The sequence below is a fragment of the Flavobacterium sp. FlaQc-57 genome (genome assembly GCF_044007395.1).
In the GTDB taxonomy this organism is placed as follows: domain Bacteria; phylum Bacteroidota; class Bacteroidia; order Flavobacteriales; family Flavobacteriaceae; genus Flavobacterium.
Genome location: NZ_JBIPDA010000001.1, coordinates 1210794 through 1225247, shown reverse-complemented (window position 1 = coordinate 1225247; position 14454 = coordinate 1210794). Strand labels below are relative to the sequence as shown.

Sequence of the window (14454 nt, the reverse complement as noted above, 5' to 3'; positions counted from 1 at the left end):
TTTAAATACGTTTTTAAATAGTAAACCCGACATTTTAAAGTGTCGGGTTTTTTTATTGTTTCATTATTTTAAAAATATAATAGGTTTCTTGGTTTTTCAAATAAACACTATAGGTTTGATTTTCTTCGTTAAATATCTTATAGAGATATTTTTCACCTTTAACACTTAAGTTTCCTCTGGAAAAATTATTACTTTCAATAAATTCTAATTCAAATTGACAATTACTTTTTTTTCTATAATACAATTTTGAATATGTATTGTCCTCAAATTTTTCTATCCATAAATCATCAGTTAAAGTAACTTCTACTTTTTTGCCATCATTTTCAACATAATAATATTTTGAAATTTTATCAAAATGATTGCATTGTTCTTTAGATATGTTAATTATTGGTTCTTTATTTTGCTCGCCATAACCATTTAAGAATGGTTCGGCAGGAAAAAGAGTTTTAAATTCATCGCAATTTTTTAGTAATCGATAATAGATCTGAGTAAATATTTTTTTTTGAATTATAGTGTCATTAAATCTTGATAAGTATGGAAAGATATAAGACTTTTCCATTGTATTCATTCTTATTTCATTGTCCAGATTTTTATTTTGGACTAATGATTTGCAGATTTCAATATTTAAAGAATCTATAGATTTTACCGATTGAGATCTGGAAAAATTAATGCAAAGTAAAAAAATTAAGAGTAGGTATTTTTTCATTTAAAGTCACAAAATTATTTAATCAAATATAATCGTTTAGTATAGGTATGTGTTGATTTTGAATCTGTTTTTTTTTACAGTCAGAAAAGTATAGAAATTAATAATAATTTCGTAAATTAGATGTGTTGTTCTGATATCGTCTTTGATATCATTGAAACTATAGCGTAAATAGAACTACAATTCAGATTTAGAAAGTATTAATTGCTTTTATAGTATACATAACTGCCAAATATTCGCATTTTAAAAGTTAATAACAGGGGCTATAATGTCAAAAAAGACAAGTGGGAAGAAAGCATCGGGAAAGCCAAGTTCGTCAAAAAGGACAACATTGGAATGCTTAAGGTCTCATTTTTTGGTCCTTTTTATTCTGGATATAACGTAATTGCCGTGGATCCGGATTATAAATACGCGCTTGTATCAGGTGAAAGTTTAAAATACATGTGGATACTTTCAAGAGAAACTACGATTCCTGAAAGTATAAAAGCAGATTATCTTATAAAAGCTCAGAAAATAGGATATAAAGTTTCAGAATTGGTATGGGTAAAACATGATAAAGTAAACATAAAAAAAACCGACATTTAAAAAATGCCGGTTTTTTTTATGTTTAAACGAAAATAAATTATCTGGTAAAAACTGTTCTGTAATTATCCCAATATCTATGAATTAAAAATAAATTGGCTAAGAATAATAGACCAGCTACAGGTAAAGTTGCAGGAGACATGAAATAATTAATAAACAAAATATTAATAGTAATTGGTAAAATTAAGATATTGGCAAGAGTTACATAACGTCCCGTTACAAAAGCAATCCCGCAAATCAATTCGACAGACTTGGCTAACGGCATCAAATATTTTGAAGCAACAAGCCCAGTGTTAAAAGCCTTAAAATCGTCATTGGTTACTGGTTCAGCCGGCATTAGGTGAAAGAAAAAACTAATAGAAGCAAAAAGCAGTAAAAGACCAATCAAAACGCGGACAATAATGGTAGCAATTTTCATAATACTGAAGATTTTTAATAGGTTAAAAAAGAATAATTTATTTTTAGAAAAATTAATAATCTGAATTCTCTAATAAAACGAAAATCAATTTGTAAAACCATTCTATTGAGAATTTTACAATCTTTACAACCCTATTTTGGGATTATAATAATGCTATATCAAATATAACGATTTTTTTCGTTTTAAATTGCTGCTTTATTAACACTTTTCTTATTTCTTGTAGTATTTTTTATAAAGGAAAAATCCACCAAAACCAATCAGAATAAATGGCCAAAGATTGATAATAAATACAAATATTGTTTCAAGAATGTACCAGCCATTTTTTAACGAATCAAGAATCTGAATGCCTAAATTTGGTTTGTAAGCATTGCTGTTTTTTTCGCTTGCCATTATTTCTTGTTTCACCGTTTCATTTTGATAAAGCTGCAGCGTGATTGTGCTAAAGTTAATCTGATCTTGTAAGGACAAATTATCGATCGTACGATTGTCATTTGCTTCTTTTTGATTGGCCAAGGTATTCTCGGCCTCCATAATATCATTTATTTTTTTTCCTTTAGAATCAATTGCTTTTTCAACTCTTTTTTCTGTAGTAGCGCTTCTTTTTTGCGAAAGTTGATTGGCTAACATCTTTAACGAAACATCATCAGCCTTAATAACTCTAAAATCAAGAAAGTCAATTTGTTTTGCTATAGTTTTAATTACCGTATCGAGCTGTGTGTTAGGAACACGAATCGTAATGTTGTTCTCAACCGTATATTTAGTCGTTTCAAGCGTACTGTCCTGACTTATTTTAGTTTTAATTTGGTCATGAATGTTGCTTTGTAAGTTGGTATATGTAACAAAACCTCCAAATTTTTGAGTGGCATTTTCAATTGCATAAGTAGACTTGACGACATTTTTAACCTTAAATTTAATATCAGCAGTTCTAATAAATTTTTGTTTGCTGTCTTTTTTTTCTACCGCTGCCGATGATGAAACCGCCGCGCTGTCTGCTGAAACTTTCATATCTGCCGATTCTCCGTACGAAGAATTATCAGCTTTTTTGCAAGAAAATAATAATGTGATGATTACTGCAAAGGTCAGTCCTAATTTTGCAATTGTTTTCATAAAGGTTTTAAGATTTGATTAATAAATAAAGTTTTTGATTTTATTAATAATGCTTTTGTGTTAAAAAGCTATTTTAATAATAAGTGTTAATTCGATATACTAAAAAGTGTGCCAATAATTTTTGAGTATTATTTTATTGAAGGATTTTTTTTGTCGTAATTTTGAACTCTAAAAAATATTTATTTTTGAGAGTTTCCATTCATAAACATATTTCAAATCCAGAGCACTTTAAACAACAACTTTTAAGCTGGTCGCAACAATTTCGCGAGGTCGTTTTTTTGGATAGCAATTTATATCCGCAAGAATATTCCAGTTTCGATTGTGCATTGGCTGTGGATGCCTTTACGTCTTTAAAAACCGATTTTCATAATGCTTTTGATGATTTAAAACAATATCAGCAAACTACTAAGGATTGGCTTTTTGGTTATTTGACATACGATTTAAAAAATGATGTAGAAGTACTAAAATCGGCTAATTTTGATGGTTTAAATTTTCCGGATTTATTTTTCTTTCAGCCAAAAAAACTTTTTTTATTAAAAGGAGATCAGCTTGAAATTCAATATTTATTACTTTGTGATGATGAGGTCGAAGATGATTTTGAAGAGATTACAGAAAGTAATTTTGAACCATTTGTCACGCTGAGCGGAGTCGAAGGGGCGGGAGAAGTACAACAACGTATTTCAAAAGAATTATATGTTGAAAAAGTAAGGAAAATGCTCGAACATATTCATAAAGGAGATATGTATGAAGCTAATTTTTGTATGGAATTTTTTGCTGAAAATGCGATTATAAATCCGTTGGAAAAATTTCAGAAACTAAACGCAATTTCGCAAGCACCGTTTTCGGTTTTCTTTAAAAATAATAAGCAGTATGTGCTTTCTGCTTCTCCCGAGCGTTATCTGAAAAAAGTGGGAGAAAGTATCATTTCTCAGCCGATAAAAGGAACTTCAAAACGTTCTTCAAATCCTGTCGAAGACGAAAAATCAAAACAATTTCTGGAATCAGATGCAAAAGAGCGTGCCGAAAATATCATGATTACTGATTTGGTTCGCAATGATTTGTCGCATACCGCACAAAAAGGGTCGGTTGAGGTTGTGGAACTTTGCAAAATCTATTCGTTTCTGCAAGTACATCAAATGATCTCGACCATAACTTCAAAATTAGATGCTCAATATTCGCCTATAGATGTTTTAAGGACTACTTTTCCAATGGGAAGTATGACGGGAGCACCAAAGATTTCGGTAATGAAAATCATCGAAAATCTCGAAGAAACCAAACGTGGTTTGTACAGCGGATCAATTGGGTATTTTACTCCGGAAGGAGACTTTGATTTTAATGTCGTAATTAGAAGTATTTTGTACAATCAGGAAAATAAATATGTTTCGTTCTCTGTTGGGAGCGCCATTACATCACAATCAATTCCTGAAAAAGAATATGAAGAATGTTTGTTGAAGGCTAAGGCGATGCATGAAGTTTTGCAGTAAAAAAAAAATAGCCTCAGATTAAAGGATTAAAATGATTTTGTTTCACGCAGATTCTGCAGATTAAAGCAGATTTTGTTCGGTTTTATTAAAGATAATTTGTGTGAATCTGCTTAAATCTTTTTAGATCTGCGTGAAATTCACATAAAAGAATCTGTGCGAATCATTTTAATCAGTGGCAAAAAAATATGACGCTTAACAATTCATTTAAAAATAGATCGAATTTAATTTTTTACATTTATCGAATGCTTTTAAAATTTCAAAATCATATCACTTCCAGATTTCCATTTTTGGAAAATAAAAAATTATTTCTAGCCGTTAGCGGAGGTTTAGATAGTATGGTTTTATTGCATTTATTGCAACAATTTCCTTATGAAATAGCCGTTTTGCATTGTAATTTTCAGCTTCGTGGATTAGAGAGTTTCGGCGATCAGGATTTTATTAAAAACTATTGCGATCAAAATAATATTCCGGTTTTTATTACTCAATTTGATACTGAGGCTTTTGCTAAAGATTATAAATTGTCAACGCAGGTTGCAGCTCGCGAGTTGCGCTACAGCTGGTTTTATGAACTTTTGGAAAGCGAGAATTTCGATTATATTTTAACAGCACATCATGCTGATGATAATCTGGAAACCTTTATTATCAATTTAACCAGAGGAACTGGATTAGATGGATTAACCGGAATTCCTGAAGAAAATGATAAAATTATTCGTCCGCTTTTGCCTTTTTCAAGAGAAGACATTTTAAAATATGCTGAGGAAAATAGCATAGAATGGCGTGAAGATAGCAGTAATGCATCGAATAAATATTTAAGAAATAAAATTCGACACGATTTAGTTCCGATACTAAAAGAGATCAATCCAAATTTTTTGAATGCTTTTCAGAAAACGCAATCTTATTTACAGGAATCACAGGAAATGGTTGAAGATGCATCAATTATGATTTATCAACAAGTTGCAAAAGAAGTAGAAGATGATATTCATTTCGATTTAAATCAGCTTAAAAAATTACCCAATTATAAATCGTATTTGTATCAATGGCTGAATGAATTTGGATTTTTGGCTTGGAATGATATTTATGATTTAGTAGACGGACAATCAGGAAAACAAGTGCTTTCGGCTGAATTTAGATTGCTAAAAAATAGAGAGACCTTGATTTTAAGTCCGATTTCTGAAATAGAAGAGAGGGAAGAATTTGAGATTAATGAAAGCGATAAAGAAGTTAATTTTCCCTTAAAATTGAAGCTTTGTAACGTAGGTCACATAACAATAGATTCAAATAAAGCTATATTTGTCGACGCTGAAAAAATCCAGTTTCCTTTGATTTTACGTAAATGGAATGAAGGAGATGTTTTTCATCCATTTGGGATGGATGGGAAGTCTAAAAAAGTTAGTAAACTTTTTAAAGATGAAAAATTATCTCTGATTGAAAAAGAAAAAACATGGATTCTGTGTTCAAATAATCAAATTGTATGGGTTGTTGGAATCAGACAGGATGAGCGCTTTAGAATTGAAAACACCACAAATCGAATACTTAAAATAGAATTACAATCATGAACTTTAATCAACACCATCAAACGATAATGTCTAAAAACATCTGGAATAAATCTGTTCTGTTTTTACTGTTTTTCTTGTTTGCTTTTGCGAAAGGAAATGCTCAAATCCTGGAACCTGTAAAATGGACTGCTAAAATTGAAAAGAAAGCGGGAAATAATGCTGTTTTAATTTTTGATGGAGCGATTGAAAAAGATTGGCATATGTATTCTCAGTTTACTCCTGAAGGCGGGCCTCTTGCATTAGAAATTACATTTAAAAATCAGAAAGGAAATTACAACTTAGTAGGAAAAGCCAAAGAAGGAAAAACCAAAACAGCATTTAATGATGTTTTTGGTGTTAATGAAACTTTTTTTGAAGGCAAAGCACATATCGAGCAGGAAATTACGATCATTAATCCGAATTTAAAAACGGTTGATGTTGATTTTGATTTTCAGGTTTGTAAAGAAGTTTGTATCAATTCAAGTAAAAAATTCTCGATTGCTATTCCTTCAAATTTTAAAATGGACGCAGTTGCGGCTGTATCTGAATCAAAATTAGATGAAACAAAAGTTGCTGTTGCTGTTGATACTGCAAAAGAGGTTGTAGAAGCTGCAAAAGTAGAACCAGTAAAATCAGATGTTGCTGAAACTGCGAATGAAGAAAAAATTCCTGCTCCTGCGCCGTCAAGAAGTTTATGGTCGATATTTTTTATTGCTTTTATCTCGGGATTCGCTGCGTTGTTAACGCCGTGTGTTTTTCCGATGATCCCAATGACAGTGAGTTTCTTTACGAAACAAAGTAAAAGTAGAGCAAAAGGTATTCGTAATGCGATTATTTACGGACTTTCGATTATTGCTATTTATGTTATTTTAGGATTAATTGTTACTAAAATATTTGGAGCAGATGCGCTAAATGCACTTTCTACAGATGTTTGGTTCAATTTAATTTTCTTCGTGATATTGATCGTTTTTGCAACTTCATTTTTAGGAGCTTTCGAAATTATGTTGCCTAATTCATGGGCAAATAAAGCTGATCAACAAGCAGACAGAGGCGGAATAATTGGAATATTGTTCATGGCTTTGGCTCTTGCAATTGTTTCATTTTCATGTACCGGACCAATTGTTGGAACGTTATTGGTTGAAGCAGCTTCAAACGGGGGAATAGCTCCGGTTGTTGGAATGTTAGGGTTTTCATCAGCATTAGCTTTACCATTTATGTTGTTTGCTATGTTCCCGGGTTGGTTGAACTCATTGCCAAAATCTGGTGGATGGTTAAACACTGTGAAAGTAGTTTTAGGATTTTTAGAACTGGCTTTAGCATTTAAATTCTTGTCAAATGCTGATTTGGTTTTACAATTGCATTTACTGGAAAGAGAAGTTTTCTTAGCCATTTGGATTGCTATTTTTGGAACTTTGGCGTTCTATTTATTCGGAAAAATTACATTACCACACGACAGTCCGTCAAATCATATTTCGGTTGGAAGATTGTCATTTGGTTTATTAGTATTGACTTTTACTATTTATTTAATTCCTGGACTTTGGGGAGCACCTTTAAAATTAATCAGCGCATTTCCTCCTCCAATGCAGTACAGCGAAAGTCCTTTAGGACTTGGAGGTTCTACAGCTTCAATTGGCGGTAGTGTTGGTGAAATAAAAGGGATGCCTGATGGTGCAGAATTAGGACCTCACGGAATTATGGTTTTTCATGACTACGAAGATGGTGTAGCGTATGCAAAATCAATCAACAAACCAATTATGCTTGATTTTACTGGCTATGCTTGTGTGAATTGTAGAAAAATGGAAAACAATGTTTGGTCTGATCCTACAGTTTTACCCATCTTAAAAAATGATGTGGTTTTAATTTCTCTTTACGTTGATGACAAACGTGAGTTGCCAAAAGAAGAGCAATTTGTGACTAAATCTGGTGATAAAATTATTACAGTTGGTGATAAATGGACTGATTTTATGATTTCAAAATATAAAACTAATACACAGCCATTATATATTATAACTGACTTAGAAGGTAACAACTTAAACAGTTATAAACCTACAATTAGTTACGTTAGTACTGAAGAATATTTAGAGTGGTTAAAAGAAGGAATTGTGAATTTTAAGTAAAGAATAAAGAGAAAAGAATAAAGAGAAAAGAATAAAGAGAAAAGAATAAAGAGAAAAGAATAAAGAATAAAGAATAAAGAATAAAGAATAAAGAATTATAGTTTATAATCTACAATCATAAATCTATTCTCTTTATTCTATTATCTACAATCTAATAAAAGGTTAATTCAAAGTAAAAAGCACTCTAAGTTTAGACTTAAAGTGCTTTTTTTGGTTAATAGGAAATTGGTTTTGGTTTGTTTTTTATAAGAATTCTCCGTGTTGAGAAATATCTAGACCTAATTCTTCTTTTTCTTCAGTAACTCTTAGTGGAGTAATTTTATTTACAACAAAGAATAAAATATAAGATCCTACAAAAGCAAAGATAGAAACGGCAATTAAAGCAGTTAATTGGTTGATGAATAAAGTTGGAGATCCGAAAATCAAACCTTGATTATCGCCAACCGCAGGGTTGATTGCTTTTGAAGCAAAAACACCAGTTAATAACATTCCTACCATACCACCAACACCGTGGCAAGCAAAAACATCTAATGCATCATCAATTTTTCCTTTAGGGAATTTACTAACGACAAGGTTACTTACAATTGCAGAAAAAGCTCCGATGAAAATTGCGTGAGGAATACTAACGAAACCAGCCGCAGGAGTAATTGCAACAAGACCTACAACAGCTCCAATACATGCTCCAAGTGCAGATAATTTGTGACCTAAAATTTTATCAAGGAAAACCCAAGCCATTGCAGCAGCGGCAGCAGCTACAGTTGTGGTTCCTAAAGCCTGAACAGCTAAACCGTTTGCTCCTAATGCAGAACCTGCATTGAAACCAAACCATCCAAACCATAATAAACCTGTTCCTAATAATACATAAGTAATTCTTGCAGGATTTACTTTTTGAACTTTTCTTTTACCTAAGAAGATCGCTCCGGCTAATGCAGCCCAACCAGCACTCATATGTACAACTGTTCCACCAGCGAAATCTAATACTCCCATTTTAAAGAAAACTCCATCAGGATGCCATGTCATATGTGCTAAAGGAGAGTAAATGAATATGATAAATAAAACCATAAACAATAAATAAGCCCAGAAACGTACACGTTCTGCAAATGCACCAGTAATCAATGCCGGTGTAATGATGGCGAATTTTGCTTGAAATAATGCGAATAACATAAAAGGGATTGTTGGGGCAAGACTCCAAGCAGTATTAGTGCCAACACCTTGAAAGAATAAGTTTGAAGTAGGGTCTCCAATGATTCCTCCAATAGTAGGTCCAAATGCTAATCCGAAAGCTACAATAACCCATAAAATAGTAACAATTACCATTGCCATAAAACTTTGAAGCATAGTACTGATAACGTTTTTCTTACCTACCATTCCTCCGTAGAAAAATCCTAATCCTGGTGTCATAAGTAATACAAATGCAGTTGCTACGATCATCCAAGCTGTATCTCCTGTGTCAAACTTTACAGCTTCAGCCGGAATTGGGTTGTCTGTTAAGATGAAGTTTGATATAAAGGTTAGTACCAAAATAGTGATAAGAATCACACTTAAAATAATTTTTCGCATAGTTATTTAGTTTTAAATTTTTTATAAAAGTATAAAATCATTCGACATCCCTATAAAAAATAGGGTAATGTGTTTAACTTTTGTTAAATTTAGAATTTAACCCCCTATATTTTGCGTGTATTTGTTAAAATGAACTTAAAATTTATAATTTATTAATCTAAAATTTGAAAAACAATTGTTTCTGAGGCTTTGTTAACATAAAATCGAGATAATATTTTTGTTTTTAAGACTAATTCTGCTCGAAAATTCAAAGAATTGCGCTAAATGGTTTTTATTTTGCATAAAAAAGGCATCAAATGAATTTTTCAAATGATGCCTTTTTTCGCGAAAAAGTTTAATTATTTCTGGTTGTACTTTGTTTTGAATTTATCATTCAATTTGGTTTGGAAAGTTTCTAAATTAATGGTTCTTCCCTGAATAAATGCACTGGTTAATTTATTTGTTCTCATGTCGAGTGCGTCACCTTCGGAGATAAAAAGGGTCGCATCTTTGCCAGTTTCTAATGTACCACAAGTTGCATCGATGCCTAATAATTTAGCGGTATTTGAGGTAATAAGTTGTAAAGCTTTTTCTTTATCTAAGCCAAAAGCAGCACAAGTTCCGGCTAAAAACGGAAGATTTCGTACACTCATACGTTCGTGATCTCCGCTATTTTCAAGACCAACTACAATACCTTTATCAATTAATATTTTTGCCATTTTATAAGGAAGGTTTACGTCCTGATCATCACTTGTAGGCATATCATGAACGCGTCTCAGGAAAACGCCAACATTGTACTTTTGTAATACATCAGTAGCTTTGTAAGCTTCAAAACCTCCAACAATAACAATCTTTTTAATTTGATTATTAGCAGCTAACTGAATCGCATCTACAATTTGTTTTTCTTCGTCTGCATGAATATAGAGCGTTTGAGTTCCGTCAAAAAGCCCTTTTGTAGCTTCCATAACAATGTTTCTTTCTTTCGCAGCATCTTTATTGTAAGCATTTGCGTTTACCAGGAAAGCAACAATTTCTTCAACCTGTTTTGGATAATCTTTATTGGCTTCAATAATCCCGGGTTCAAACCATGATCCGGATCTTTTAAAGCCAGATGGAAAATTAAGGTGAATTCCGTCATTCTCTTTTATAATAGCATCTTTCCAGCTCCAAGCATCTAATTGGACTACTGAAGATGTTCCTGAAATTCGGCCTCCTCGAGGAGTTACTTGTGCTATAAGTACACCATTTGGACGAACGGTTTCAACTACTTTCGATTCAGAATTATATGCAATAATACTTCTCACATTCGGATTAAAACTTCCAATTTCTTCCTGATCGTCGGATGATTTCACTGCATCAATTTCGACCAATCCTAATGTTGCATTAGGAACAATAAATCCCGGGTAAACGTGTTTACCGCTGGCATCAATCGTAGTATCATAAGCATTTGCAGCAAGTCTGATGGTTGTAGCGTCTGCAACTAAAGTAATTTTTCCGTCTTTAAATCCAATAGCACTATTTTGAATTACAGTTCCGTTACCTAAATGAGCGGTAGCATTTAAAATCAAAATCGATTTGGTTTGTTTTGATGCGGGTATTTGTTGTGCTTTTATTTGTAGCGAAGTACAAATTAGGAACAACATTATATAGATGTTTTTATTTATCATGTTATCTGTTTTTATCTTTACGAATTGTCTAAAGCAGTTATTATTGTTCCAAAGTGTCACAGTGATATTCTTTTTTCTCCTTTTTGGCAGGTTGCTGTGTGCTCATTCCTTTGTTTTTTTCTTGAAGCATTTGCCCAATCAGCAAGCTTCTTTCTTTAGTAATAGAAGATTGTTTTTCAGCATCCTTTTCAATATCAAAATAGGTAACACCTTCAATAATTGTTTTTTCCACTTTGGCATAAATCGATAAAGGATTATCGCTCCAAAGTACAACGTCAGCATCTTTACCAATTTTAAGACTTCCTACTTTATCATCGATATGCAGTAATTTTGCAGGATTTAGAGTTACAAATTTCCAAGCATCCTCTTCAGAGATGTTTCCGTATTTAACTGCTTTTGCAGCTTCCTGATTTAGTCTTCTTGACATTTCGGCGTCATCAGAATTATAAGCAACAACTAATCCTTCATTATGCATAATTGGTCCGTTAAACGGAATGGCATCATTTACTTCAAATTTATAAGCCCACCAATCAGAGAATGTAGAAGCTCCAACTCCGTGTTCTTTCATTTTATCGGCTACTTTATATCCTTCAAGAATATGAGTAAAAGTATTTACTCTGAAATTAAATTTCTCAGTTACATTCATCAACATTAAAATTTCAGATTCTACATAAGAATGACAAGTAATGAAACGCTCTTTGTTGATAATTTCAGCTAAAGTTTGTAATTCTAAATCCACACGTGGTGCTTTTCCTTTTTTAGAACCGCTATTGAATTTTTTCCAGCTTTCGTCATATTCTTTTGCACGTTGAAAATAATCAGTAAAGACCTGTTCAACACCCATTCTGGTTTGAGGAAAACGAGTTGGATTATCAATTCCCCAATTGGCTTGTTTTACATTTTCACCTAAAGCAAATTTGATAAATTTAGGTTGATTTTTGTATAGCATTTCTTCGGGAGCAGAACCCCATTTCCATTTTACAATGGCAGAACGGCCACCAATTGGATTTGCAGATCCGTGTAGTAATTGAGAAATTGTTACACCTCCTGCAAGATCTCTGTAGATATTAATGTCTTCAGAGTTTACAACATCCTGAATAGTTACTTCGGCAGTCGAATTATGCCCACTCTCGTTTACACCTCTTGAAATAGCGATGTGAGAATGCTCGTCGATAATTCCGCTTGTGATATGTTTTCCTTTTGCATCAACAACGATAGCAGAGGCATCTGAAAGATTTTTTCCAATCGCCGAGATTTTCCCATTCTTAATTAAAACATCAGATTCGGTTAAAATGCCTTCTTTCTCATTTGTCCAAACCGTAGCATTTTTAAATAATATAGTTTGGGCGGTTAGTTTTTTCGAATCACCAAAAGCAACATTCGGATATGTCGTTGGAATAATAGGATTTGGTTTTTCTACTTTAGAAGAATCTTTTACAGCCACAAAAGCACTCGTTTTTAAAGCCGTCCAAATCAATTCTTCACCGTTTGATAATACTGCTTTTCCAGATAAGTTTTCCGGCTTTTCGATAAAACCTGTTAAACGTGTAAAATTAGATTTAATAGAATCTGAAGGTTTAATCAGAAGTGAAATACAATTTTTGGAAACGGCAAAAGTGTTGTTTACTTTTTTAGTATCGGCAGTTGTTATTTCAGATTTTGGAGCTTCAGCAGTTCCGTCAATTTTCCATTTATAAGTTTCTTTTCCAACCGTTAAGTCGTAATTTCCTCGAATATCTTTAGCATTGATATCATTAACCACATATTTAGTTCCTTGAACCCAGTTTTCATACAGAACTGTTTTCTCATCAAAGATTTCTCCTGAAGTAATAACAAAGTTTGCATAACTGCCTGTTTTTAAACTTCCAACTTCATTGCTTTTTCCTAAAATTGCAGCCGGAATTGTTGTTAAAGCCTCCAGAGCTTTTGTCTTATCAAAACCATATTTAATAGCTTTCAATAGATTAGGTTTAAAATCTTCAGTCTTTTTTAATTTGTCTGTTGTCAGGGCAAAAACAACTCCGTTGTCCGAAAGAACTTTTAAGTTTGTAGGTGCCTGATTCCAAAAACGCATATCAGTCAATTCAATTTGATTGGATAAATACGGATTTGAAACATCATAAGCTTCAGGGAAACTGATTGGAATAATAAATTTAGCATTGGTGTTTTTAATCTCGTCAATTCTTTCGAACTCATTTCCGCTTCCTTTTAGAACATAGTTAAGGCCGAATTCCTTGGCTATTTTAGCCGCTCTCAAGCTGTTCAGTTTGTCTTCTGTAGCAAAAATTTGAACTAACTTTTCATTATTAGCCAAAGCCTCTAAGGATAAATCTTTAGTTTCTGAATTGCCTTTTTTGTACCAGTCCAAATCCAAATACATTTGACGTAACAAAGCCATCATCCCCATTAAGGAACTTGGATATGCCTGATTGGTTAGGACACTTCTTGTAAACGCAAAATGATTGGTGACTTTATTTCCAATAATTTGTTTGCTGTTTTCGGTATTATTCAGCGCTACTAAAATTCCGGTTCCCTGAGCGACCCCATCTGGAATATGAGTGCCAACAACACCAAAACCTGCTTTTAATAATTCTTCTGCTTTAGGTTGGTCGTATTTAAAAGTTTCATACGAGTTTACTTCAGGGCGAATACTTTCGTTCCAGTAATAACCAACTCTTTTGGTATCGTACAAAGGATCACGAGCGCCTCCGGAATTATTTTTTGGTTTTTGAATTCCAAAACTGGTATAAATATCAATAAACGAAGGGTAGATTGTTTTTCCTGCAAGATCAATAGCAATGCTATTTTTTGGGATTGCAATATTATTTCCAACGGCAACAACTTTACCATCCTGAATGAGTAAAGTTCCTTTTTCGATTTTTTGAGTTGGAGTTACATAAATCGTGGCATTCGTAAAAACTGTATAATTTTTGTTTTTGTTTTGCACGCTTTCATTAATAGGGAAATAATCTTGAGCGTACGTTTTTGTTAAAAAAACACTCAAAAAGAGTAGGAGTAGGACTTTTTTCATAGTTTATTTGCAAATTTGTTGCTAAAAATATGAAATATATGTTATACGGGATTTATTTTAAATAAGTTTTTTCTTTATTTCAATAAGTTTTTAATTAAACCTTTGATCAATAGCGTCAATATAATCCTATGAAAAATTATATTAGTATAAAATGAAGAATTATTAATCTGGAAAAAAGTATAAATCAATTTGTTGTAGATTTATTATTGCCGGAAATTGCGCACAGCTGTTTTCTCTTAAGAAAAATGTGCTAATTGATTTGAAGTACTTA

9 protein-coding genes and 1 pseudogene are annotated in these 14454 nt (G+C 32.4%); 4 read left to right on the top strand and 6 right to left on the bottom strand.

The features are described 5' to 3' along the window. Positions 1–52: 52 nt before the first annotated feature. Positions 53–559, bottom strand: a complete 507-nt coding sequence (locus ACHRVZ_RS05245) for a hypothetical protein (RefSeq protein ID WP_395421141.1) — start codon at positions 557–559, stop codon at positions 53–55. A gap of 387 nt (positions 560–946) precedes the next feature. Between ACHRVZ_RS05245 and ACHRVZ_RS05240 the strand changes: the two are divergent. Further along, a pseudogene (locus ACHRVZ_RS05240) lies at positions 947–1288 on the top strand (lipocalin family protein); the annotation flags it as partial. A gap of 37 nt (positions 1289–1325) precedes the next feature. On the opposite strand, the gene ACHRVZ_RS05235 reads toward ACHRVZ_RS05240, so the two are convergent. Further along, the gene (locus ACHRVZ_RS05235) at positions 1326–1703 is read right to left on the bottom strand and encodes a DoxX family membrane protein (protein WP_395421140.1); all 378 of its coding nucleotides are present in this window, start codon (positions 1701–1703) and stop codon (positions 1326–1328) included. Between the two features lie 210 nt (positions 1704–1913). Continuing rightward, positions 1914–2810 (bottom strand): DUF4349 domain-containing protein, encoded by an 897-nt coding sequence (locus ACHRVZ_RS05230; protein ID WP_395421138.1) that lies wholly within the window; start codon positions 2808–2810, stop codon positions 1914–1916. Between the two features lie 185 nt (positions 2811–2995). Here ACHRVZ_RS05230 and ACHRVZ_RS05225 point away from each other — a divergent pair, with 185 nt between their 5' ends. From ACHRVZ_RS05225 to ACHRVZ_RS05215, 3 genes are all read left to right on the top strand, one after another. Continuing rightward, positions 2996–4294, top strand: coding sequence for an anthranilate synthase component I family protein (locus ACHRVZ_RS05225; protein WP_395421137.1), 1299 nt, complete (start codon positions 2996–2998; stop codon positions 4292–4294). A 242-nt stretch (positions 4295–4536) separates the two neighbouring features. Beyond that, the gene (gene tilS / locus ACHRVZ_RS05220; protein ID WP_395421136.1) at positions 4537–5850 is read left to right on the top strand and encodes a tRNA lysidine(34) synthetase TilS; all 1314 of its coding nucleotides are present in this window, start codon (positions 4537–4539) and stop codon (positions 5848–5850) included. Then, a complete protein-coding gene (locus ACHRVZ_RS05215) occupies positions 5847–7946 on the top strand; it encodes a cytochrome c biogenesis protein CcdA (protein WP_395421135.1) in 2100 nt (699 codons plus the stop codon). The genes tilS and ACHRVZ_RS05215 overlap by 4 nt, the downstream gene beginning before the upstream one ends. A gap of 243 nt (positions 7947–8189) precedes the next feature. On the opposite strand, the gene ACHRVZ_RS05210 is transcribed toward ACHRVZ_RS05215, so the two are convergent. From ACHRVZ_RS05210 to ACHRVZ_RS05200, 3 genes are all read right to left on the bottom strand, one after another. Then, on the bottom strand, positions 8190–9506 hold the full coding sequence (locus ACHRVZ_RS05210) for an ammonium transporter (RefSeq protein WP_395421134.1): 1317 nt from the start codon (positions 9504–9506) through the stop codon (positions 8190–8192). A gap of 338 nt (positions 9507–9844) precedes the next feature. Beyond that, positions 9845–11152: an amidohydrolase family protein gene (locus ACHRVZ_RS05205; RefSeq protein ID WP_395421133.1), complete on the bottom strand. Its 1308-nt coding sequence runs from the start codon at positions 11150–11152 to the stop codon at positions 9845–9847. A 40-nt stretch (positions 11153–11192) separates the two neighbouring features. Beyond that, positions 11193–14183, bottom strand: coding sequence for an amidohydrolase family protein (locus ACHRVZ_RS05200; protein WP_395421132.1), 2991 nt, complete (start codon positions 14181–14183; stop codon positions 11193–11195). Positions 14184–14454 lie beyond the last annotated feature (271 nt).

What these genes read in the sequence shown, in the direction of transcription:
- tilS (WP_395421136.1), top strand. Translation starts at nt 4,537, where the DNA reads ATGCTTTTAAAATTTCAAAATCATATCACTTCCAGATTTCCATTTTTG.
- ACHRVZ_RS05210 (WP_395421134.1), bottom strand. Translation starts at nt 9,506, where the DNA reads ATGCGAAAAATTATTTTAAGTGTGATTCTTATCACTATTTTGGTACTA.
- ACHRVZ_RS05230 (WP_395421138.1), bottom strand. Translation starts at nt 2,810, where the DNA reads ATGAAAACAATTGCAAAATTAGGACTGACCTTTGCAGTAATCATCACA.
- ACHRVZ_RS05205 (WP_395421133.1), bottom strand. Translation starts at nt 11,152, where the DNA reads ATGATAAATAAAAACATCTATATAATGTTGTTCCTAATTTGTACTTCG.
- ACHRVZ_RS05215 (WP_395421135.1), top strand. Translation starts at nt 5,847, where the DNA reads ATGAACTTTAATCAACACCATCAAACGATAATGTCTAAAAACATCTGG.
- ACHRVZ_RS05200 (WP_395421132.1), bottom strand. Translation starts at nt 14,183, where the DNA reads ATGAAAAAAGTCCTACTCCTACTCTTTTTGAGTGTTTTTTTAACAAAA.
- ACHRVZ_RS05235 (WP_395421140.1), bottom strand. Translation starts at nt 1,703, where the DNA reads ATGAAAATTGCTACCATTATTGTCCGCGTTTTGATTGGTCTTTTACTG.
- ACHRVZ_RS05245 (WP_395421141.1), bottom strand. Translation starts at nt 559, where the DNA reads ATGGAAAAGTCTTATATCTTTCCATACTTATCAAGATTTAATGACACT.